The 20,723-nt window shown below is 55.0% G+C and carries 18 protein-coding genes and 1 pseudogene; 14 read left to right on the top strand and 5 right to left on the bottom strand.

The genetic code is table 11. The annotated features are described in order from the left end of the window. Nucleotides 1–28 precede the first annotated feature (28 nt). The 10 genes from C8K66_RS24405 (at nt 29) to C8K66_RS24440 (ending at nt 13,795) form a co-directional block, all read left to right on the top strand. On the top strand, nt 29–7,885 hold the full coding sequence (locus C8K66_RS24405) for a DUF637 domain-containing protein (protein ID WP_256591050.1): 7,857 nt from the start codon (nt 29–31) through the stop codon (nt 7,883–7,885). Beyond that, a complete protein-coding gene (locus C8K66_RS24410; RefSeq protein WP_079442592.1) occupies nt 7,882–8,205 on the top strand; it encodes a hypothetical protein in 324 nt (107 codons plus the stop codon). The genes C8K66_RS24405 and C8K66_RS24410 overlap by 4 nt, the downstream gene beginning before the upstream one ends. A gap of 39 nt (nt 8,206–8,244) precedes the next feature. After that, entirely contained in the window at nt 8,245–8,577 is a 333-nt protein-coding gene (locus C8K66_RS24415; RefSeq protein ID WP_057006048.1) for a hypothetical protein, read from the top strand. After that, nucleotides 8,574–8,948: a hypothetical protein gene (locus tag C8K66_RS24420; RefSeq protein ID WP_057006049.1), complete on the top strand. Its 375-nt coding sequence runs from the start codon at nt 8,574–8,576 to the stop codon at nt 8,946–8,948. Before C8K66_RS24415 ends, C8K66_RS24420 begins: the two co-directional genes overlap by 4 nt. Nucleotides 8,949–9,394: 446 nt before the next feature. Further along, entirely contained in the window at nt 9,395–10,666 is a 1,272-nt protein-coding gene (locus tag C8K66_RS24425; protein WP_057006051.1) for a DUF637 domain-containing protein, read from the top strand. A gap of 29 nt (nt 10,667–10,695) precedes the next feature. Continuing rightward, nucleotides 10,696–11,142 (top strand): pentapeptide repeat-containing protein, encoded by a 447-nt coding sequence (locus C8K66_RS24430; RefSeq protein WP_227778761.1) that lies wholly within the window; start codon nt 10,696–10,698, stop codon nt 11,140–11,142. A 101-nt stretch (nt 11,143–11,243) separates the two neighbouring features. Next, complete coding sequence (locus tag C8K66_RS30660; protein WP_128192263.1) at nt 11,244–11,465, top strand: hypothetical protein; 222 nt, start codon at nt 11,244–11,246, stop codon at nt 11,463–11,465. A gap of 242 nt (nt 11,466–11,707) precedes the next feature. Continuing rightward, nucleotides 11,708–12,139, top strand: coding sequence for a hypothetical protein (locus C8K66_RS24435; protein ID WP_057006052.1), 432 nt, complete (start codon nt 11,708–11,710; stop codon nt 12,137–12,139). A 361-nt stretch (nt 12,140–12,500) separates the two neighbouring features. Continuing rightward, nucleotides 12,501–12,893 (top strand): hypothetical protein, encoded by a 393-nt coding sequence (locus C8K66_RS30665; RefSeq protein ID WP_126585958.1) that lies wholly within the window; start codon nt 12,501–12,503, stop codon nt 12,891–12,893. A 173-nt stretch (nt 12,894–13,066) separates the two neighbouring features. Next, a complete protein-coding gene (locus tag C8K66_RS24440) occupies nt 13,067–13,795 on the top strand; it encodes a DUF637 domain-containing protein (protein ID WP_256591058.1) in 729 nt (242 codons plus the stop codon). Nucleotides 13,796–14,143: 348 nt separating this feature from the next. Here C8K66_RS24440 and C8K66_RS24450 read toward each other — a convergent pair. Continuing rightward, a pseudogene (locus tag C8K66_RS24450) lies at nt 14,144–14,623 on the bottom strand (IS4 family transposase); the annotation flags it as partial. A 275-nt stretch (nt 14,624–14,898) separates the two neighbouring features. On the opposite strand from C8K66_RS24450, the gene C8K66_RS24460 reads away from it, so the two are divergent. Next, on the top strand, nt 14,899–15,510 hold the full coding sequence (locus tag C8K66_RS24460) for a hypothetical protein (protein ID WP_108526168.1): 612 nt from the start codon (nt 14,899–14,901) through the stop codon (nt 15,508–15,510). 263 nt (nt 15,511–15,773) lie between these two features. On the opposite strand, the gene C8K66_RS24465 is transcribed toward C8K66_RS24460, so the two are convergent. From C8K66_RS24465 to C8K66_RS24480, 4 genes are all read right to left on the bottom strand, one after another. Further along, a complete protein-coding gene (locus C8K66_RS24465; protein ID WP_108526170.1) occupies nt 15,774–16,076 on the bottom strand; it encodes a hypothetical protein in 303 nt (100 codons plus the stop codon). 313 nt (nt 16,077–16,389) lie between these two features. Then, nucleotides 16,390–16,647, bottom strand: coding sequence for a hypothetical protein (locus C8K66_RS24470; protein WP_046385097.1), 258 nt, complete (start codon nt 16,645–16,647; stop codon nt 16,390–16,392). 553 nt (nt 16,648–17,200) lie between these two features. After that, complete coding sequence (locus C8K66_RS24475) at nt 17,201–17,788, bottom strand: hypothetical protein (protein ID WP_046385096.1); 588 nt, start codon at nt 17,786–17,788, stop codon at nt 17,201–17,203. 16 nt (nt 17,789–17,804) lie between these two features. After that, a complete protein-coding gene (locus C8K66_RS24480; protein ID WP_046385095.1) occupies nt 17,805–18,416 on the bottom strand; it encodes a hypothetical protein in 612 nt (203 codons plus the stop codon). Nucleotides 18,417–18,744: 328 nt separating this feature from the next. Between C8K66_RS24480 and C8K66_RS24485 the strand changes: the two genes are divergently transcribed. Genes C8K66_RS24485 through C8K66_RS24495 form a run of 3 tightly spaced genes read left to right on the top strand, consistent with a single transcriptional unit; the run spans nt 18,745 to nt 20,467 of the window. After that, nucleotides 18,745–19,425 (top strand): CsgG/HfaB family protein, encoded by a 681-nt coding sequence (locus C8K66_RS24485; RefSeq protein WP_017848624.1) that lies wholly within the window; start codon nt 18,745–18,747, stop codon nt 19,423–19,425. Between the two features lie 29 nt (nt 19,426–19,454). Next, complete coding sequence (locus C8K66_RS24490) at nt 19,455–19,817, top strand: DUF4810 domain-containing protein (RefSeq protein ID WP_017848623.1); 363 nt, start codon at nt 19,455–19,457, stop codon at nt 19,815–19,817. Further along, a complete protein-coding gene (locus tag C8K66_RS24495; RefSeq protein WP_079442601.1) occupies nt 19,814–20,467 on the top strand; it encodes a DUF799 domain-containing protein in 654 nt (217 codons plus the stop codon). The genes C8K66_RS24490 and C8K66_RS24495 overlap by 4 nt, the downstream gene beginning before the upstream one ends. Nucleotides 20,468–20,723: the final 256 nt, after the last annotated feature.

Below are 20,723 nucleotides of genomic sequence, written 5' to 3' on the forward strand. Positions count from 1 at the left end.
AACGCCCCGTTACATCGAGAATTTGAAAATGGATGTTCGCCAATTTGCCTTCCTGGCCCGCCAACCTTCTGCCGCCCTGAAGCCGCGCGACGCGTTCTTCGGCCTGCCCAAGCGCGGGCTGGCATTGATCCTCGCCAACGCGCTGTTCTGGCAGCCGCTGCTGGCCCAGGCTGAGGGCATCGTGGTCAGCGCGCCCGGCACCATCGTCGGCGCCGCGGGCAATGGCGTGCCGGTGGTGAACATCGCCACACCGAACGGCAGTGGCCTGTCGCACAACCAGTTCAAGGACTACAACGTCGGCCCCAACGGCGTGATCCTCAACAACGCCAGCGGCGCGGTGACCAACACCCAGCTGGGCGGCTACATCGTCGGCAACCCCAACCTCAAGGGCGGCGCGGCCAGCGTCATCCTCAACGAAGTCAACGGCGGCAACCCCAGCCAGTTGCGTGGCTACACCGAAGTAGCGGGGCAGTCGGCCAAGGTCATCGTCGCCAACCCCTACGGCATCAGTTGCAACGGCTGCGGCTTCATCAACACCCCCAACGCCACCCTGACCACCGGCAAACCCGTCATCGATCCGACCGGTCAACTGAAAAGCTACCAGGTCGACGGCGGCGCGGTGACCATCGACGGCCAGGGCCTGAACGCGAGCAACGTCGACCGCTTCGAAATCATCACCCGCTCGGCCAAGATCAACGCGCAGATCAACGCGCGCCAACTCACCGTGATTGCCGGTCGCAATGACGTGGATGCACAAACGTTGAACGCCACCGCACGCGCCGATGACGGCAGTGCCAAGCCTGAGCTGGCAATCGACTCCAGCGCCTTGGGCGGCATGTACGCCGGCGCGATCAAACTGGTCGGCACCGAAGCCGGCGTGGGTGTGAAGCTCGACGGTACGTTGGCGGCGAGTGGTGGGGATATTCAGCTTGATGCCAATGGCCATTTGAGCATGGCGCAAACCCAGGCCACCGGTAACGTCAAGGTCACGGCGCAGAACGTCGACCTCACCGACAAGGTCTACGCCGCCGGCAACGTGCAAGTGACCAGCGCCCAGGCCCTGGTCAACCAGAAGAGTGTGGCCGCCGGCCAACGCATCGACATCAATGCGGCCACGGTCAACAATCCCGGCATCATCGAAGCCGGCGTCGCCGCCGACAACACCCGCAATACCACCGGCGACCTGGTGATTAACGCGCAAACCGTCACCACCACCGGCAACCTTCTGGCCAGCCGCAACCTGGCGATTACCGCCGCGCAGGCGTTGACCAACCAGGGTGCGATCATCCAGGCCAAAACCGTCGACGTCAGCAGCGCCAAACTGACCAACCAGGGCGCTACCGCACGCCTGTTTGGCGAACAAAGCCTGGCGCTCAACTCGCCGGCCATCGTCAACCTCGGCGGCCTGATTCGTTTTGGTGACGGCCAGGCCGCAAGTCTCAACAGCGCCTCGCTGGATAACCGCCAGGGCCGCATCGAAATGGCCGGCGGCAGCTTGGTGCTCACCAGTGCCGACCTCAACAACAACGGCGGGCAAATCATCGCCAACAATCTGACCGTGAACGCGGGCAGCCTCAACAACCAGAACGGCGTAGTGGTCGCCGGCGCCACCACCGTGAACGCCACTGACCTGGATAACAGCCTCAAGGGCCTGATCCAGGCCGACGCCGGCGCGCTCACCCTCAACGTCACCAATGCCTTCAACAACAGCCAGGGGTTTGCCCAGGCCAGCACGGATCTGAACCTCAACGCCGGCAGCCTCAGCAGTAACGCCAATGGCGTGCTGAGCGCCGACACCGGCAAGCTTACCCTCGTGACTGCGCAACAGCTCAATAACGCACAGGGCCGTTTGCAGGCAGGCAAGGGCGATATTGAACTGCATGCCGCGAGCCTGGGTAACCAGAGCGGCGTGATCGTCGGCAAGCAACTGTTGCTCGCCGCCGGTGACATCGACAACCGCGCCGGCACCGTGCTGGGCAACGCCGTCGATGTGACCGCCGGGACCCTCAACAACAGCAGTAAAGGCTCGTTGATCAGCGATGCCGGTGACGTGACGCTCAACATCAGCGACCTGCTGACCAACACCGGTGGCGCGATTGACGCTGGCGAACGCAGCGTGCTGGTCAAACAGCTCACCACCCTCAACAACAGCGGCGGCCTGCTGCGTGGCAAGCGCCTGGACATCACCGCGCAGCATCTGAACAACGATAACGGCCAACTGCTGGCCGGCAACCTCGGCCTGAACTACAGCGGCCAAGAGCTGAGCAACCGCAAAGGCCTGATCCTCAGCGGCGGCGCCCTCACCGAATTGACCACCGGCAGTCTGGACAACCAGGGCGGCACCGTGCAGGGCGATACCCTGACCGTCACCGCCGACTCGGTCGACAACGGCAGCGACGGCCTGATGGCGAGCCTGATCGGCAATCTGCAACTGACTGTTGAAGCCCTGGCCAACCGCGGCGGCAAACTGTTCGGCAAAGAGCAGGTGACCATCAGCGGCGCCACCCTCGACAACAGTGCGGGCGGCCAGCTCAGCGGCAATCAGCTCAACCTCACGTCACGCGACACCCTGACCAACCGCGGCGGCCTGATCGAGGCCAACCAGGGCCTGACCGTCGGTGGCGGCAACCTCGACAACGGCGCGGGTGGTCAACTGCGCGCCTTGAAAGGGATCACCAGCAGCATCAACGTCAGCGGCGCAGTCAATAACCAGAATGGCATTCTGGAGTTTGGCAGCCAGAGCTTCAGCCTCGACGCCGCCAGCCTGAACAACCAGTCCGGCCAATTGCAGCACGCCGGCAGCGGCCTGATGCGCGTCCACACCGCCAGCCTCACCGGCAGCCAGGGCAACATCAACGGCATGGGCACAGCCGACTGGGCATTCGGCAAGGTCGATGGTCTGGGCCGTGTGCAACTCAACGAAGTCATCACCTATAAAAGCAGCCAGGCGCTGGCGCTGAAAGCCGGTGACCGCATGGCCAGCGGCAAGGGCCTGGTCATCGACGTGGCCAGCCTGGATAACGGCGGCGAACTGCTGAGCGACGGTGACCTGAGCATCACCGCCGGCGACATGACCAACAGCGGCCGCGTATCGGCCCTGCAAACGCTCACCGTTACAGCCAATAACCTGAGCCAGAACGGCGGCCGTCTGGCCGGCACCGACACCCGTCTGAGCCTGACCGGCACCCTCGACAGCCTCGGTTTCCTCACCGCTCGTCAGCAGCTGGATATCGCGGCGGCGCAGATCAATAACCGTGGCACCTTGGGCGCCCAGGGCGCGGTGAACCTGACCGCCGTGAATGGCATCACCAACGCTGCCGATTCGCTGTTGTTCAGCGGCGGCGATATGACCTTGCGCAGCAATGGTTTCAGCAACCTCTATGGCGATGTCTACAGCAAAGGCAACTTGAGCTTCGCCGCACAGGATGGCGGGCGTGCCGTGCTGTTCAGCAACCGCTCCGGCACCGTGGAAAGCGAAGGCTCGATCGGTATCAATGCAGGCTTTATCGAAAACGCCAAAGATGCGTTCGAACTCGGGCAGACGCTTACCACAGGCAGCTTGAGTTGGATCTGTGGCCAGCACTGCGGCGAGAAAGACAACTGGGAAAAAGGCCTGATCACCATCTACGAGACGTACCTTGAGGCGGCGACCAAAGATTCGGTGGCGGCGCGCCTGGTGGCTGGCAAAAACATGCTGCTGCAAGGCGACAATGTGCAGAACCGCTACAGCCTGATGGCTGCCAATGGCGACCTGAGTATCACCGCCGGTGACTTGCTCAACCAGGGCGCCGCTACGCGCACGGGGCAGCGCAAGATTGTCGTCAGCACGCCAGGTCGCGTTTCCGACGATTTGTTTGAACGCATGCAATATGTCGATGTTCCCGCTTTCAATGCGGCCACGGCGGCTGGGCATTTCGATAAGGCGCGCTTCGAAGAGCTGAAAAACCGCTCACCCAATAGCTTTCCTTTCGCCTACATAAGCGACGTCACCACCTGGACCCCCAACGCCGGCCATGAGTACGACGCCACGCTTCAGGCCGGTGGTACGGTCGACCTTTCCAAAGTCACCCGAAAAACGCAAAACGGCACGCTGCACGAAAACACCCTGGCGCAACTGACCGGCACCCTCGGCGATGACCAGACCGGTGTCCCGGTCGGTGGCATCAACATCAACCTGAGCCAACACGCCAACAACCCCGGCGCCCAGGCGCCTGGCAGCGTACTGCCGGTGGTTACCCCTGCAGCGGGTGGCGGTTTCGTACCCGTTGACTACACCGGCGTGGCCTTCGCCCCGGTCGACCCCACCACCGCGCCCAACTTCCAGTTGCCCAAGGGCGAGTACGGCCTGTTCGTCAAAAACGCCGACCCCACCAGCCACTATCTGATCGAAACCAACCCGGAATTTGCCAGCCTCACCGGCTTCTTCAGCTCCGACTACATGCTCGGCAAACTCGGCTTCACCAGCGACAACGCCTGGCGCCGCCTCGGTGATGGCCAATACGAAAGCCGCCTGATCCGCGACGCGGTGCTCGCGCAAACCGGCCAACGCTTCCTCGCCGGCGGCCTGACCAGCGACGCCGACCAGTTCCGCTACCTGATGGACAACGCCCTGGCCAGCAAGGACGCCCTGCGCCTGAGCCTCGGCGTGTCCCTCACCGGCCAGCAAGTCGGCGCCCTGACCCACGACATCGTGTGGATGGAAAACCGCGTGGTCGACGGCCAGACCGTCCTCGTGCCGGTGCTCTACCTGGCCCAGGCCGACTCGCGCAACGTACGCGGCAACAGCCTGATCCAGGGCCGCGACCTCAACCTGTTCACTGGCGGCGACCTGATCAACGTCGGCACCCTGCGCGCCAGCAACAACCTCTCCGCCGCCGCCGGCGGCAGTCTCTACAACGGCGGCCTGATCGAAGCCGGCAACAACCTGAGCCTGCTGGCCCAGGACAGCATCCGCAACGCCATGGCCGGCGAAATTCGCGGCAAGCAAGTGAGCATGGCGGCGGTCAGAGGCGACATCACCAACGACAACACCGCCATCCAGGTGCGTGACGGCGCGGGCATGCGCACCCTCACTGACAATGGCACCAGCCTCATCGTCGCCCGCGAAAACCTGGCCATGAACGCCGGGCGCGACCTCATCACCCGAGGCGCCCTGGCAGGTGGCACCGACGTCACCTTAACCGCCGGCCGCGACATCAGCATCCTGCCCGTCAGCGACACCAGCGTGAAACACGCCTTCAGCGACGGCGGGCAAAAATCCAGCATCACCACCGACGTCAAAAACCTCGCCGCCAGCGTCACGGCGGGCGGCAACCTCAACATGAAAGCCGGGCAGGACGTCAACATCATCGGCAGTAATGCCACCGCCGGCAAAGACTTCAACATCGACGCCGGGCGTGACTTCAACGTGGCGTCGGTCAGCGATGTGCACAACGTCGAAGGCAAGGAGAAGCACGGCAAGAAGCGCATCAAAACCTCGGATGACCAGACCACCCAAGTGGCGAGCGTGCTGACGGCGGGTGGGGATTTTGTCAGCCAGGCGGGGCGTGACACCACGATCGTGGCGAGCAAGATCAGCGCGGGGAATGAGGCTTATCTGTATAGCGGGGATAAGCTGAACCTGCTGGCGGCGCAGAACAGCGCGCATACCTTGTATGACATGAAGGAGAAGGGTGGCTGGGGCGCGAAGAAGACCAAGCGGGATGAAGTCACCCGCGTCACGAATGTGGGGACTGAGATCAAGACCGGTGGTGATCTGTCGCTAGTTAGCGGCGGTGATCAGTTGTATCAGCGGGCCAAGCTCAACAGTGGCAAGGACCTGGCGATCACCAGTGGCGGCGTGGTGACGTTCGAGGCGGTCAAGGATCTGCACCAGGAGAGCCACGAGAAGAGCAAAAGTGACTTGGCGTGGACCAGCGCCAAGGGCAAGGGGAATACCGACGAAACGCTGCGCCAGAGTGAGTTGATGGCGCAGGGGGAGATGGCGATCAAGGCCGTCAACGGGCTGAAGATTGATATCAAACAGATCGATCAGAATACGGTTAGCCAGACGATTGATGTGATGATCAAAGCGGATCCGCAGTTGGCTTGGTTGAAAGAAGCCGAGAAGCGTGGGGATGTGGATTGGCGGCAGGTGCAGGAACTGCATGATTCGTTCAAGTACAGCCATTCCAGCTTAGGCCAAGGAGCCATGCTGGCGATCATCATTGTCGTGACAGTTTTAACCGCTGGAGCCGCAAGCGGTGCGGTGGGCGCTGCAGCGGGTGCTAGTGCTGGGTCTGGTACGGCAATGGCTGCAGCAGGCAGTTCTGCAATGGTTTCGGCCGGTACGGCTGTAGGGACCGCGGCAGCTGGTTGGGGCAACGTCATGGCGACTGCTGCGTTAACTTCAGTTGCCAGTGGGAGCACCGTCAGCTTTATCAATAACGGCGGGAATATCGGTGCGACTTTTCAAGACATTACGTCAAGCAAAGCCCTGAAGGGGTACGCGACTGGGGCACTAGCGGCAGGTTTTACCGCTGGAGTGCTTGATCCGGCGTTCGGTGTAACGGGCGACAACGTCAATCACATTACAAAGGGGTTTGACCTCAGTTCCGCCTCTGACATTGGTAAGTTTGCCGCCTATTCGGGAGCACAAGGCGTTGCCCAAGCAAGTTTAAGCACTGCTATTCAAGGAGGTAGTTTTGGAGACAATCTCGGCAGTTCCCTGCGCTCGCAGTTGCAGAGCACGTTGCAAGCGGTCGCCTTTAACGCCGTAGGTGATTACTCGAAAGGCCAAAAATGGTCCGACTCGGGGCCTCAAAAAATCGCTCTGCACGCTCTGGTCGGTGGGCTGTTAAGTGAGGCTGGCGGGGGTAGTTTCGCTACGGGCGCTCTCGCTGCGGGAGCTAACGAAGCATTGGTAACCGCTCTAGCGAAAGTGGTAAATGGCGATCCAGCACTGTTGTTAGCTGCTTCGCAATTGGTCGGAATCGCAGCTGCTGGTGCAACTGACGGTGACGTGCAGAAAGGAGCTGAAATTGCGAAGAATGCCACCGCATATAACTATCTGAATCATCATGAAGTGGATGATTTGGTTAAGGATTTGAAAGGGTGCCGTGGGGCAGCCAGCCCGTCATCCTGCCGTAGCGATGTGGCTGCTAAGTACGCAGGAATCAGTGATAAAAAAACTGGTATTACACTGCTGAAGTGTGATGATCCTACAAGTTGTAATGCACAGCGTCTGGACGTGGAGGGGGGCAATGCGGCGCTGGATAAATATGACCAGAACGGCGGGCTAAACAAAGCAGAACAGTCTATCGTTCGTGGTTTCCAGGATAAAAACCAGGACGATACGCGTCTCGCCGTCCAGCAGACCATGAAGGGTGATCATGCCGAAATGGTTGGCATGATGTTTGGTGGCGGGGTGGGAGGCGCGACTAAGACTGCTGGGCGAATTGTTGAAGGCGCAGAGTTAGGGGTTGCAAAAGGGGTTGTAATCCCAAAAGGTTTTTCAAGTGCAGATGATTTCGTTCGCTTTGGCACAAATACGCGAGATGGTTTGGCACGTGCTGGCTATGAAAATGTAGAGCCAATTCTTCAAGGAAGTGCCGTAACAGGTAAAAGTTTTAAAACTGGGGAGGCATTTGACGTTGGCAGGGTGAGTGACTTCGATGTTGCGCTGGCAAGTCCAGAACTTTTGCAACGCGCTCAATCCTTAGGAATAGGTTTGAGGAGTGGCGGAACTCGTACGGGGCCGTTGAGTGCAAGAGACTTGCAAGCCCTTGGCCTGAAAGATTTTTCGAGTAAGATGAGCGCCCAAGCAGGACGCGAAGTTAATTTTATGATCTATGACTCTGCGGCAACAGCCGCAAGTCGTGCTCCGAGTGCGGTGTTACCGAAATGACTATTGTGTATGATCTCTATGGTGCGGAAAAATCATGTCTTCTGTCGGCGAGAAGTGATGTGGAAAGAGCGCTGGGAGAGATTTTTGAGGAAAGGGATAGCTCTTATCAAGGTGGTATTTACTATATGTGGGGTAGGAGTGATTCAGAGAATTTTGTTTTAAAATTGAATATTGATCCTTTGGACGGCGATCCAGTAGAGCAGAACTACGCTAGCTATAAAATCTTGCTCTATGTAAACGCTACAAATCGTTCAGCTGATATAGAAAAAGTGATTAGCCAAGGTGGTGGCTTTAAGTTGCTGAGGCATGAGGTTTTTTAAAGAACACCAAGGCTAGTCGGTGCAAAAGCGACTGTAAATGTGAGGTCGGCTAGTTTTGCTGATGAAGAAAAGCTGATTGGTCACTTTGAAAAACACGGTGCTGAATTTGGGGCAAAGTCGTCTACCGAATATTTGCAGGTGGGCAAGGACATTATGCAAGGCGGGGATAAGGTTCAGTATCTGTACAAGGGCGAAATGCGAACTGGCTACGTGCAGTTCATGGGTAATTCGTCCCGTGGAGATGCGAAGTATGGATTTGTAGGAACTAATTCTGATGGTGCCATCACTACAATCCATGTGGAAAGTGGTAAGAGTTTTTGGAAGATGTTGAATGGTGATCCTAAAGATAAAATTATAAGGCCTGTACCATGATTTATTCAGTGCTTGTTGATGGCGTCAATTCTGAAATAGAAGAGGAAGTCTCGATTGTTGTATGTGGTCAGCGGCTTACCTGCTTTGCAAGCTATCTTCCCTATCAGCTTGAGATAGGGCGAGTGTATCGGGCAGAGTTGTTGCCCATGGTTTTTGGTGAGTATATTGTTCAAGAGATTTCTCATGTCACACCCTCAGTCCTTAGAGAAGGTCCAGGCTATTCATACAGAATTATCGGCGAGTTGAGGGATGGCTGCTTGTGCTGTAGTGGGTTGACCTTCTGTGATGAGATTTTTCTGGCGGATTTTGGTTTCCTTGAGGGGAAGCTGATTTCATGGCGGGTCGATAGGTTAGACATTTCGTTTGTCTGAGTTTCCTTTGGTGCAAAAGAAACCGCAGCAATATCTAGTGAAGCAGCAAGTGTTAACGCTCAAGCTGCTTTGAGGGCAAAGCTTTCAGGCTTGCAGAAAGCACAGGAGAACGCGGCTGTTACGAAAACACTTCCTGATGGACGAATTCGGTATTACACACAGGAAGTCCCTGCTCGAACTGAAGGTGTTACTCGTGGTGCTTCGTTTGCCACGGAGAGGGGAAATAGGGGTCAGACCACGTTTTGCATTTATGGAGTTTTTGTGACTATTGTTCAGTCCTTTAAAAAGAGAGTTCTCCGAGGAGTGGTATGTCGTCCGAAGGCTGTTTTTTCTTAGTCTTATAATGGTGGTCTGACCCCTATTTCTCTAATTGGTTCGCTGGTGCCGACAAAGCAGGTGCAAGTACTAGCACCGTCCAAGGTGTTAACCCGAGTGCGGGCTCAACCTTGGCGGTTACTAACTCCTCCAAAGATATTTTCACCTGGACGTCAGCGGGTGATATCGCCCTGCGCACTGGAGGTCGGGCGGTAATCTCTAGCGGGATTTCTACGGCCATCCAGGGCGGAAGTTTCGGCGACAATTTCAATGCTGCCTTGCTGGGAGAGGCTGGCAACGTTGCGATGGCTACCGGTTTTAATTGGGTGGGTGACTACGTCACCTTCCCGAATGGAAGCCCTCAAAAGATCATTGCTCATGCATTGATGGGCGGATTGCTGGCGGAAGCGACCGGCAGTGATTTCAAAACCGGGGCTGCGGCGGCTGGGTTGAATGAAGCGCTCATCAATCAATTAACTTGGGCCGCCCAAGGCAATAAAGACATCACTTTGATGCTTTCACAACTGACTGGGTTGTTAGCAGCGGCGGCGGTTGATGGTGATTTAGAGAAAGGCTCTCAGATTGCTCAGAAGGCGACGACGTTTAACTACCTTTACCACAAAGAAGTCGAGGAGATGCTTCGGGAGGTTGACAGCAAAAGTACGGAACAAGAGAAAAGGGCGGTTAGGGAGCGGTATGCGGCCCTTGATCAGCAGAGAAATGACGAATTGGATGCGCTCTGCGCGCGCGATCCGCAACGCTGCAGGGGTATTGCTATCTCGTTGGCGAACGATGATCAGAAACTCGTCGATCTGGTAGGTAAACTTAGGTCCCAGGGACAGGGTGGTGCTGCTTCTGCTGTAGGTTTTGTGATAGGGAGCAACCTAGACGCTTCCAGCAAAATTGCTGCAGATATCAGCTCTGCTGGCGGTGGGGTGTTGGTTAAGCTCGGGGCGGAGGCTATCAAGGCTGGAGTTGGAGTAACATTACCCTCGCGCTCTGGAGCAGGGAAAGGGAAGGGTAGTCAGGGTGAAGCTGTGGGTCCTGATGTACCGCAGGGTGCAAAAGCGACAGTTCAGGGACCTTTGGTTTCTAAAGGGTCCGATGTAACGCCAGAGATCATTCAAAAAGCATTACAAGGTGATCCTGCTATTAGCGGTCAAAATTTTGTTTCATTACCTGCGGTTCAGAGATACGTTGATCGTCTTCTTAAGGGTGATGTCGCTCCTCCAATTAAAATGGATGGAAATATAATTGTTGATGGGAATCATCGTTATATCGCTGCGAAAATATTAGGGCGAAGTCCAGAGGTGGCTCCAGGAACATTGTCACCGAGCAAAGCTGGACAAACCAAACCTGTATCAGATGTAAAAATTGATCCGGTAGATTGGGGGAATAGATGATAACTATTTACTTTGAGACAGGTGAGACTATGGACTTGCCTTTGGATAGTCTAGCTAATTCTATATTTAGTGGGTTGGAGCTTCATCGTGCAATTTTTGATAATTTTGATGTTTCTGGAGCAAATTTTACAAATTCGAATTTGAGAAATGCATCTTTTAATCACTCTATATTGAATGGGGCGGTAATGCATGGTGCCGCTCTTATGAATGCGACACTGGTTGGCGTACAGATGAAACGGGCGGATCTTTCAAGTGTTATAGCAGTTGGGGCTGACTTTACCGAGGCCGATCTTTCATCGTCTGGTCTGAAAAATGCGGATGTTTTTGGCGCTAGTTTCGTAAGAGCTAATTTATGCGATGTTAATTTTGACGTTAAAAGAATAGAAAACGCTTCTTTTTCTGGTGCTATATATAATGAAGGGACAGTTTGGCCTGAAGGTTTTGATCCTATAATGTTTGGTGCGACCAAAATTTAATTTTAGTCTCTCTATTCGGTGCAAAAGCTACTGGTGGCGCTGCTGGAAAGGTAGATGATCTTGCGTCAACTAAGGTCAAGTGGGTTGATGAGAATGCAGGTATGAGTTCGCGTGCCCGTGATTACAATGACTCAGCAACCGGTGCTCGCTCCAATCCTGCAACCCAATCTGGCCAAGCTCCTGCGCTAGAAAGAACAATGCCGGATGGATCAATAAGGTTGGTTAAATTCGATGGTGTGGATGGTGAAGTTTTAGTTGATCGCAAGATTTCGGTTGGGGAAATAGGGGTCAGACCACGTTTTGCATTTATGGAGTTTTTGTGACTATTGTTCAGTCCTTTAAAAAGAGAGTTCTCCGAGGAGTGGTATGTCGTCCGAAGGCTGTTTTTTCTTAGTCTTATAATGGTGGTCTGACCCCTATTTCTCCATGTCCAGGGTTCGCCACTTACTGTGCCACTGCCTGATACACGGCATTTGGACGCGCATATGCCAGGAGGATTTAGATATAATCCGGGCGGTCCAGGGTCAGCTCTCCCGGCATACCCTCCGAAAAAAGGAGCTGAGTAATGCATTCCATACCGCTAGAGCTTGCGAAGCAAAAGTTAATTTTTTACGTGGCTCAGGATTTGGACCAGTCTATTAGATCTAATGTGCAGCAGCTTGTGAATGAGGTTGCTGCGTCAAGAATATGGAGCGTTACTCCGCCAAGCTTTATTGACGAGATAGACGAGAGTGGTACGGAAGTAGTAGGTGGGATTTTGGAAATTTATTCGGCTTTGCCGCCAAACCTACTTCCTATTGAGATGGACTCAAAAAACCTAGATGACGTAGAGGCGCTGGTAGGTGCCGTAAAAAAACTATCTGAAAATGAAAGTCTTTCCTTTGAGTTTCAGTTAGATACTACTTATGTTGGCGCTATTGAGGACGGTGTTATTGATCGAGTCCTGCTGGACGGTTTGCTAGTACCGTGGCGAAATCACCTCAAAGGGAAAATTTGAGTTGGTGCAAAAGGTGGGGCGAAGACTCCACAAACTGTAGAGGAAATATCAAACCCTCCACAGGCACCGGTAATTCCGTCAGGGTGGGTCAGTCGACCAGGGCGAAATGGTGGTGAAATCTACTTTCCGGCTGGTACTGATCCCGCGAAAGGGGAGCACATTAGAGTTATGCCGCCTGGCTCATCACCTGTTCCAGGATATGAGGACGGATACTGGCGTTGGCAGAACTCCGGCAAGCAACCGATGAATCCGTCGACAGGTAAACCGGGTATCGGGCAGGGAGATACACATGTTCCGCTTCCACCAGACTCTTTACCGCCTGTTCGTCGTTGAAAGGCTATGGACTTAATTAGAGGGACATATGTACACATTGCCAGACGATTTTGATTTTCTGCTGCTTTCCGGGTGTTACTTGGAAATGGTTTGTTTTGGTGTGCGCGTCACAAGGCTGGACTTTTCACGCCCACAAATTGCACCCGGCGTTCCTCCATATAAGGTTTCCTTCTGTGTTGAAGCAGGATTGACGTATCAAGTTGGTGATGTTTCGGGGAGACGAGAATTCACGGATTCATCTACCAGTGCACCCTTGTTAGATTTTTTGTTGAAAGATGTCGTTTTGGTCGAGGAAGTCGAGACTGCTACATTGCAGGTATCATTCAGTTCTGGCGATAGGATTGTAATCGAGGCTGACTGTAGCGGTGACTATGAATCCTATTCGATTTATCTGGATTCTGGTGATGTTATAGTTGTTTAATTGGTGCAAGGTGGCAGTTCAGTAAGGGAAGGGGAAATAGGGGTCAGACCACGTTTTGCATTTATGGAGTTTTTGTGACTATTGTTCAGTCCTTTAAAAAGAGAGTTATCCGAGGAGTGGTATGTCGTCCGAAGGCTGTTTTTTCTTAGTCTTATAATGGTGGTCTGACCCCTATTTCTCCCGCGCTTTCTTCCATGGCGGGTACCGCAGCGGCGAGCACTATCAACAACAAAGGCAACATTGGCCTGGTGCTTAAGGACGTGACGAGCCAAGACGCTCTGAAAGGGTATGCCACGGGTGCGGTAATCGCCGGCTTTGACGCAGCCTTCACCGACGGTTGGGGCAGAGAGTTGACGTCTGAGGGCAACTATAAAACGGTGAGTTACGCGGAGCGGGTTAAAGCCTATACCGCGAATACGGCGTTGAAAGGCGTGCTGAGCGGCAAAGATAAAAGCTCTTGGCTGACGATCGCGGGCACTGGAGCGTTGACTGAAATTTATCAATATTCCGCTGGGCGCGGTCCGGATACACGACCGGGAGTCGACAGAGTGAAGGGGCCTGAATACGAGGTGTTACCTGATGGATTTGTTCCTCGTGAAGTCTACAACGGGGTAGACAGAGATGGTAAAAATATCGGTCTCAATCTAACCGAAGGCTGTGGCATATTTTCTATTTGTCATGGCACTCCAATTAGTAATGGGTTAAATCAAGTTCCTGGATTTAATTCTTTCGCGACCTTGCATGACACATGGATGAGTGATTTGGAAACGTACAAGGGAGATGAAATGTCGTTTCTTGAAAATATTGGAAGTATGCCCCCGGCGCTATTTGTTAACTATGGTGCGATCTATGACAAATATCGGCCTCAAATCGAAGCGGAGAAAAAACGTGCGCAGAATTAGTCTCTTTGTATTATTCGCCTTTTTAATCACAGGGTGTGCACCTTCTTACTCTGGATGGAAGAACAGTAAGGATGCTTGGGTGGGAACAACATTGGATTCGCATAATCACTCCATTTGTCAACGAGATTGTGGCGGGTCGCTATGGTCCCCGGTGAATAAAAATCGCGTGTTTGATCGTGTTGTTGCTGAAGGAAAAAATAAACGGATTTACATTACGTGGATCAGGGATTGCCATTACTCTGTGTTGGTTTCCGAGGAGGGTATCATTAGAGCGTGGCGGCCCGAGGGACGCAGTGATGAAAATTGCTATATATACTAGTGGAAATAGGGGTCAGACCAGAATGGCACTTACTTAACCTTCTTCGGATGCCCATTCTTGCGTACCTCGGCCCTTGCCGCTCCTCGTGCCTGCATCAGCTTGGGGTAAGGTTTTGGCCTTCGTTTTACAGCACGGGGCTCTATCCTACTCGGCCGATTTCCAACACGTTTTCGGGCAATCAGCTGGAGCAATTTCAACACCTCGTCGCCTTGCTTACCCGTCCCGTACTGCCTCAACGCGAGGCACAACTGAAGGCTATGTTTGAAGCTCAGTTGTCGCGGTAAACAATCCGCCAAGAGCGCTGATTGGGCCATTACCATCCGAATCAAATTGTGCGCCAGCAGATACACCCATAACTCTTTGACGGCCATGCCAGGCGTCTTGCAGCTCAGCGTTTCAAGCCCCAGCGAGGAAATAGGGGTCAGACCACGTTTTGCATTTAAGGCGCTTTCGTGGCTATTGTTCTGTTCTTTAAAAAGAGAGTTATCCGAGGAATGGTGTGTCGTCCGAAGGCTGTTTTTTCTTAGTCTTATAATGGTGGTCTGACCCCTATTTCTCTTGGAGTTGAATAAAGCAGCCAACGACGGTGTAGTCAAATCCGATGCCAGTGGTACTGTGTTAGTCAAACCACAAAAAAGCCAGCGCGGCGTAACTCCAGATCCTAACGAGTGGCAGTTTGACCATGTAAAGCCAAAAAATTGTGATGGTACAAATTGCAGCTCAAATCTTCAGATTCTATCTCGACAAGAGAATAGAGCCAAATCTGACAAATAGGTGCTACTAGATGAATAATTCGATTCTAAATATAAATGAACTGCCTGCAGTTGATCGTGTTAAACATGTGGCTCAGGGGTTAGCGTTGTTGGATGCCATAATTATGCCCGAGTGGGAGTATAGATACTTCTCATTCAACTGTAATTGGGATGGAGCGGGGAAAGAAATGATGGCCTCAATGAGGGACGGATCCGGGGCTGAGTATTTTTTGCACTTTACCGATGCAGGTGTTGCAGGGAAAGTTATATGTGGTTCTCCTTTGCCTAATGTGTCTGAATGTTTGAATGCTATGCCCGAGGCGTTTCAGCAATTTAAAGTTGAGCCAGCGTTCTCTACGGATAATGCTAGTCTGTTTTTTTGGCGAGGTGTCAAGCAGCCATCGTGGTGTGCGTCGCCGGATGGGCTGAAAGAGTATCCACTGCTAGGTTTTTTTGTGGGAGGTATTGCAGCTTATAAGAGTTTAGTTGAGAACTATTATGAGAAAAGCATCGATGCAACCGTACTTGAAGAGGTATTCGCGTCGCTAGATGTGACTGCGGACCAGCTAGTGATACTTAATCCTGATATAGAGCTTGGTGATTTAGTCGATGACTTTCAAGAGATTTTAGGTCGTGAATTTTAACTTCATCTTGATGGGACGGTGCAAAAGCACATGCTGACGCTCCCAATATCCGAGGAGTGGTGTGTCGTCCGAAGGCTGTTTTTTCTTAGTCTTATAATGGTGGTCTGACCCCTATTTCTCTTCAACATCAATCTGAACTTGCAACACCTGGACAATTACAACGTTGGCTTTCATCGCCTAGTAACCGAGCGAAGCCAAACAGATAGCCTCGCCCCTGCTCATCCACTTTCACCGATCTTTTTTGATCTAAGACCTTTTATCAATCAAGCATTGAACCTGGTTTTAACTTCTCCACCACGCGCATAAGTCATCACAAACGAACTCCAATTTTCACCACGTCTGGTGGCGCACTCCCTCAACTCCTTCACCAAACGATAGAGGATTGCGCCATTGTAATCCGTTTCCGCATCCGTCATCCGAACCCCTTTGTTCTCGACAGTAAGAACAGTTTCTATATAACCCGCACCTACTGTTACCTCATAAAAAAAAGAGTCGTAGCCATCCACGATACCTGCATCTAGCAGCTCAAAAATCTGTTTCACTAACTGTACGTCTTGAGTAACCACTATATAACCTCCGGAATCTTATGAGCCTCATTTTCAAAGAAAACTTTTTCGGTCTTTCCATTTATCGTATAGGTCAACTCCATGTTATCAGGACGCGGGAAATAGGGGGCAGACCACATTTTGCATTTAAGGAGTTTTCGTGACTATTGTTCAGTCCTTTAAAAAGAGAGTTATCCGAGGAGTGGTATGTCGTCCGAAGACTGTTTTTTCTTAGTCTTATAATGGTGGTCTGACCCCTATTTCTCTTTAATGGTGGGGCCTAGAGTTGATTATCTGCACAAACCGGGGCGGCACTAAGGCCGCCCGATTTTATTCAGGTTGGATCGGCATTGAGCCTGCGGCTGATCACATCCAACAAATCACACCCATCGCGCAGCGGAATCGCCAGTAGATGGGCAAAGTCTTGCAGCACCACGGCATCGCTGCTGAGCTGTTCGCGAAAGGCTAGGTTTTCCAGCAGTTGGGTGACGGCTCGAATCCGGTACACGGCGGCGTCGTGGAGGACGTCGAGGGGTGCCTGAGTGTCGATGAGCAGGGCGGGTACGGTGCTATCGTGACCGGTTAGGGGCATGTATCGATTCATTTGAAGTCTCGTTTAGAGGGTATGAGATCTACCACCTAATCGTCGCCAAACGAATTAGGTGGCAGCTGTACGCAGGTTGGCGAACCGGAAACGAGTAACCGGCAGACCCGAAGGCCTCCCACGCACAGCCGCCATAACAGCGACTCTGCGGGTGCAAAATGCCTGCAAAAAAACGCAGAACGCTTTTGCACTCGTTTACGGATCGCCAAATCCGATCGCCCGGTTGGGCGACGGCCGGACTATAAGCCCCCTGCCCAAAACCATGCAAGGTATAGCACCCCGCCACTCCCTCAAGCCCCGCAGCCCTCAAACGCCCCACCCGGTCGGGTTGCATGGATTGCAGCGTTTTCAAATGACATGAGTGGATGGGGTAATGCTCAAGGCGCGTTACGCGTTCCAAGCCAGAACGCCGCCGGGTCAAGGGCAAACACTGTACCTGTGGCGAGGGAACAAGCTCCCGCGCCACAGGTCGCTTTTCGAGCGTTGTGTTTTTTCACTGAGCAGCGTGAGGGCTGGCCTGCCCTCACAGCGACTTTTGACCTCAGAACAACTTGCGCTGCACCGCCTCATCCAGCGTGCTGCGCGTCAACGCCTCCACCACTTCCCGCGTGTCCGCCTGGAACGGGATGCCCACGATCAGCACCAGGTGCATCCAGGTGCGTACCGACTCACTCTTTTTCACGCGCCCGAGTTCTTTGCCGTCTTTGTCCTTGAACACGGTTTCCAGGGTGAAGGTGTTCTTCGCCGTGGACGGGATGATGAAGAACGTCACGCCAGTGATGATCGCCGAGGCCATGTTGAACTGTTCGTTGTTGTACAGGGTGGCGTCGGCGTAGATGTCCGAGTCGACCTTGTCGGTGCTCACCCGCGAGAAGCGGTTGGACTGGCGAAACGAATCCGCCACGGCCTTTTCCCACAACGCCGCCGGAGCGCCGGCTGCAGTGTTGCCCGGGCCGCTGTTGACCTGGCGGAGCGCGGTGGTACGCACGAACGCCGTGGGTTTTTGCGCCGGTGCGTTGGCGGTCGGCGGCCAGGTTTGCACAGGCGGCAGTTCGTGTTGCGAGTAAGACACGCAACCTGTCAGCAAGATGGCCGCGAGGACCAGGCTGTGTTTGATCAATCCTTTCATGTGTCGCTCCTTGAAATTACGGTTTGGCCAGCTTCGCGGTAGCGGTGTCGAGCAGTTGCGCGACCAGTTCGTTCAGTTGCTTGGCGCCCATGGTTGGGGCCCAGTATTCGCGACCGTAGAGGCCGACGTTGCGCTCGAACTTGACCTCGTGTTTGGCGCTCGCCAGTTCCTTGCCATCGCGATCGACGATCACCAGGTCGCCGGCCACGTCAAAGGTGTCGACGTAGATTGGGCCGTTGACCCAGATCCAGACCGTCAGCGTCAGCAAGGCGCCGGGGACATAGCCTGGGTGTATGCCACGGTGGCCCTTGAGGGAGGTCATGTTGAACTTGAGCGACACGTCCTGCTCGCCCAGGCGCACGGGGTATTCGGTGACCTGCTTGAAGTAGCCCGCAGTACTCACGTACTGATTGAGCTGAGCGGTCAGCGAGCGGCTGATCGCGGTCTTGTTGGCGTCGTTGACGTCGGCGACGCTCACCGTCACATCGGCGACTTGTGCGCTGCGCGGGCTGGTGACGGCGGCAGGGTGGAGCGGGGCGCCAATGGGGCCGGTGACGGTGTAGGACACACAACCGGTCATCGACAGGGCGGCGATCAGGGTCGCTGCTCGGAAGAGGTTTTTCAACACGCAATATCCCTATTAATAAATGAGCCAGGCCACTGTCTCGACTGACGGGCCGAAAACTTGAGGAATGTGCGTCACCGCACGCGCTCCGACGAAACACCTTGAGAACCCCTCTCAACCCCGTAAAATGTCGCAGCCGTTGCGACACGACATGTTCAGGGATGAAGTCAGTTACGCGCGAGTTCTTGCCTTTGCGCAGGCCAGCCTGCCTCCCTCCCTGAAACTGCCGCCCTTGGCCCGACGCCTTCGACCTCGAAGGGGTGGGTATCGCCTCGTGCCCGGTTTCTCGCTACACCGAGCGCTGCTGATTTCCTCACTTTAGGAGCAACATGTGAAAACACTGTCCCAAATCCTGCTGTCCGGCGTTGCCGTCGCAGCGCTGCTGACCGTGGCCGGTTGCGCCACGGAGAGCAACCGCGCGATGCCGGTGGAACAAGTCGCCAGCGCCCACGTCGCCTATTCCGGCGTGCGCGTGCCGATTGCCGTGGGCAAGTTCGATAACCGCTCCAGCTACATGCGCGGCATCTTCTCCGACGGCGTCGACCGTCTCGGCGGCCAGGCCAAGACCATCCTGATCACCCACCTGCAGCAGACCAACCGCTTCAGCGTGCTGGACCGCGACAACATGGGCGAAATTTCCCAGGAAGCCGCGATCAAAGGCACCGTGCAGAAGCTCAAAGGCGCTGATTACGTGGTGACCGGCGATGTGACCGAGTTCGGCCGCAAAGAAACCGGCGACCGCCAGTTGTTCGGCATCCTCGGCCGTGGCAAGACGCAAGTGGCCTACGCCAAAGTCGCGTTGAATATCGTCAACATCAGCACTTCCGAAGTGGTGTATTCCACCCAGGGTGCCGGTGAGTACGCGCTGTCCAACCGTGAAGTGATCGGCTTCGGCGGCACCGCCAGCTACGACTCCACCCTCAATGGCAAGGTGCTCGACCTGGCCATGCGTGAAGCGATCAACCGCCTGGTCGACGGCATCAACGCCGGCGCCTGGAACCCGCGCAACTGATTGGCAACCTCTCAAGGAGTAGTACACGGATGAGCAAGGCAGTGAAGTTGGCGCTGATGCTGACAGCAATCGCGACGGTCGCCGGGTGCCAGACGGCGCCTCAACCCCTGTATCAATGGGAAAGCTACCAGCCGCAGGTTTACGAGTACTTCAAGGGCGAGCCCAAGGAAGCGCAGGTCGAGGCCCTGGAGCGCGATCTGCAGAAGATCAACGCCAGTGGCCGCAAAGCACCGCCGGGTTACCACGCCCACCTGGGCATGCTGTACCTGAGCATGGGTAAGGATGACCAGATGGTGCAGGAGTTCCGCACCGAGAAGGCGCTGTTCCCCGAATCCGCTGCGTACATGGACTTTCTGCTGAAAAACGCCAAGACTGGAGTCGCCACCAAATGAGCCTATTGAAACTCACCGGCGCCTTGCTGGCCCTGGCCTTGCTCGGCGGTTGCGCGGCACCGAAGACGATTGATTACACGGCATACAAACAGGCGCGGCCGAAGTCGATCCTGGTGCTGCCGCCGATCAATGAATCGCCGGAAGTGCAGGCGTCCTACAGCATGGTTTCGCAGGTGACCTACCCGTTGGCCGAAGCCGGCTACTACGTGTTGCCGATTGCCCTGGTGGACGAAACCTTCCGCCAGAACGGCCTGACCACCGCCAACGATATTCAGGGCGTGCCGCCGGCCAAGCTGCATGACATCTTCGGTGCGGATGCAGCGCTGTACATCACCGTCAGCGAGTACGGCACCCAGTACATGCTGATCTCCAGCAACACCGCGGTGACCGCCTCGGCCAAACTGGTGGACCTGCGCACCGGCACCACCCTGTGGACCGGCTCGGCGCGTGCGTCCAGTGAGGAAGGCAACAATAACAACGGCGGCGGCTTGGTGGGCATGTTGATCACCGCGGCGGTCAAGCAGGTGATCAACAGCTCCACCGACGCAGCGCATCCGATCGCGGGCATCACCAGTGCGCGCCTGCTCTCGGCAGGGCAGCGCACCGGGCTGCTGTACGGTCCGCGCAACCCGAAATACGGTACGGACTGATCTCAGCGAAGGTCAAAGGTGGGAGGTGTTATCTAAACCAGGATTCAGGCGGGGCAGCGCGCCGGGCTGAGTTAATCGTCTCGATTCTGGCACCACCGAAGATCAAATGTGGGAGGGAGCTTGCTCCCGATGGCGGTGGGTCAGTCACCCGATGCAGTGGCTGACGCTTGGTCATCGGGGGCAAGCCCCCTCCCACACTGACCGAGGTGTTATCTAAACCAGGATTCAGGCGGGGCAGCGCGCCGGGCTGAGTTAA

Source organism: Pseudomonas sp. GV105, from assembly GCF_003058185.1.
GTDB classification, from domain to species: Bacteria; Pseudomonadota; Gammaproteobacteria; order Pseudomonadales; family Pseudomonadaceae; genus Aquipseudomonas; species Aquipseudomonas veronii.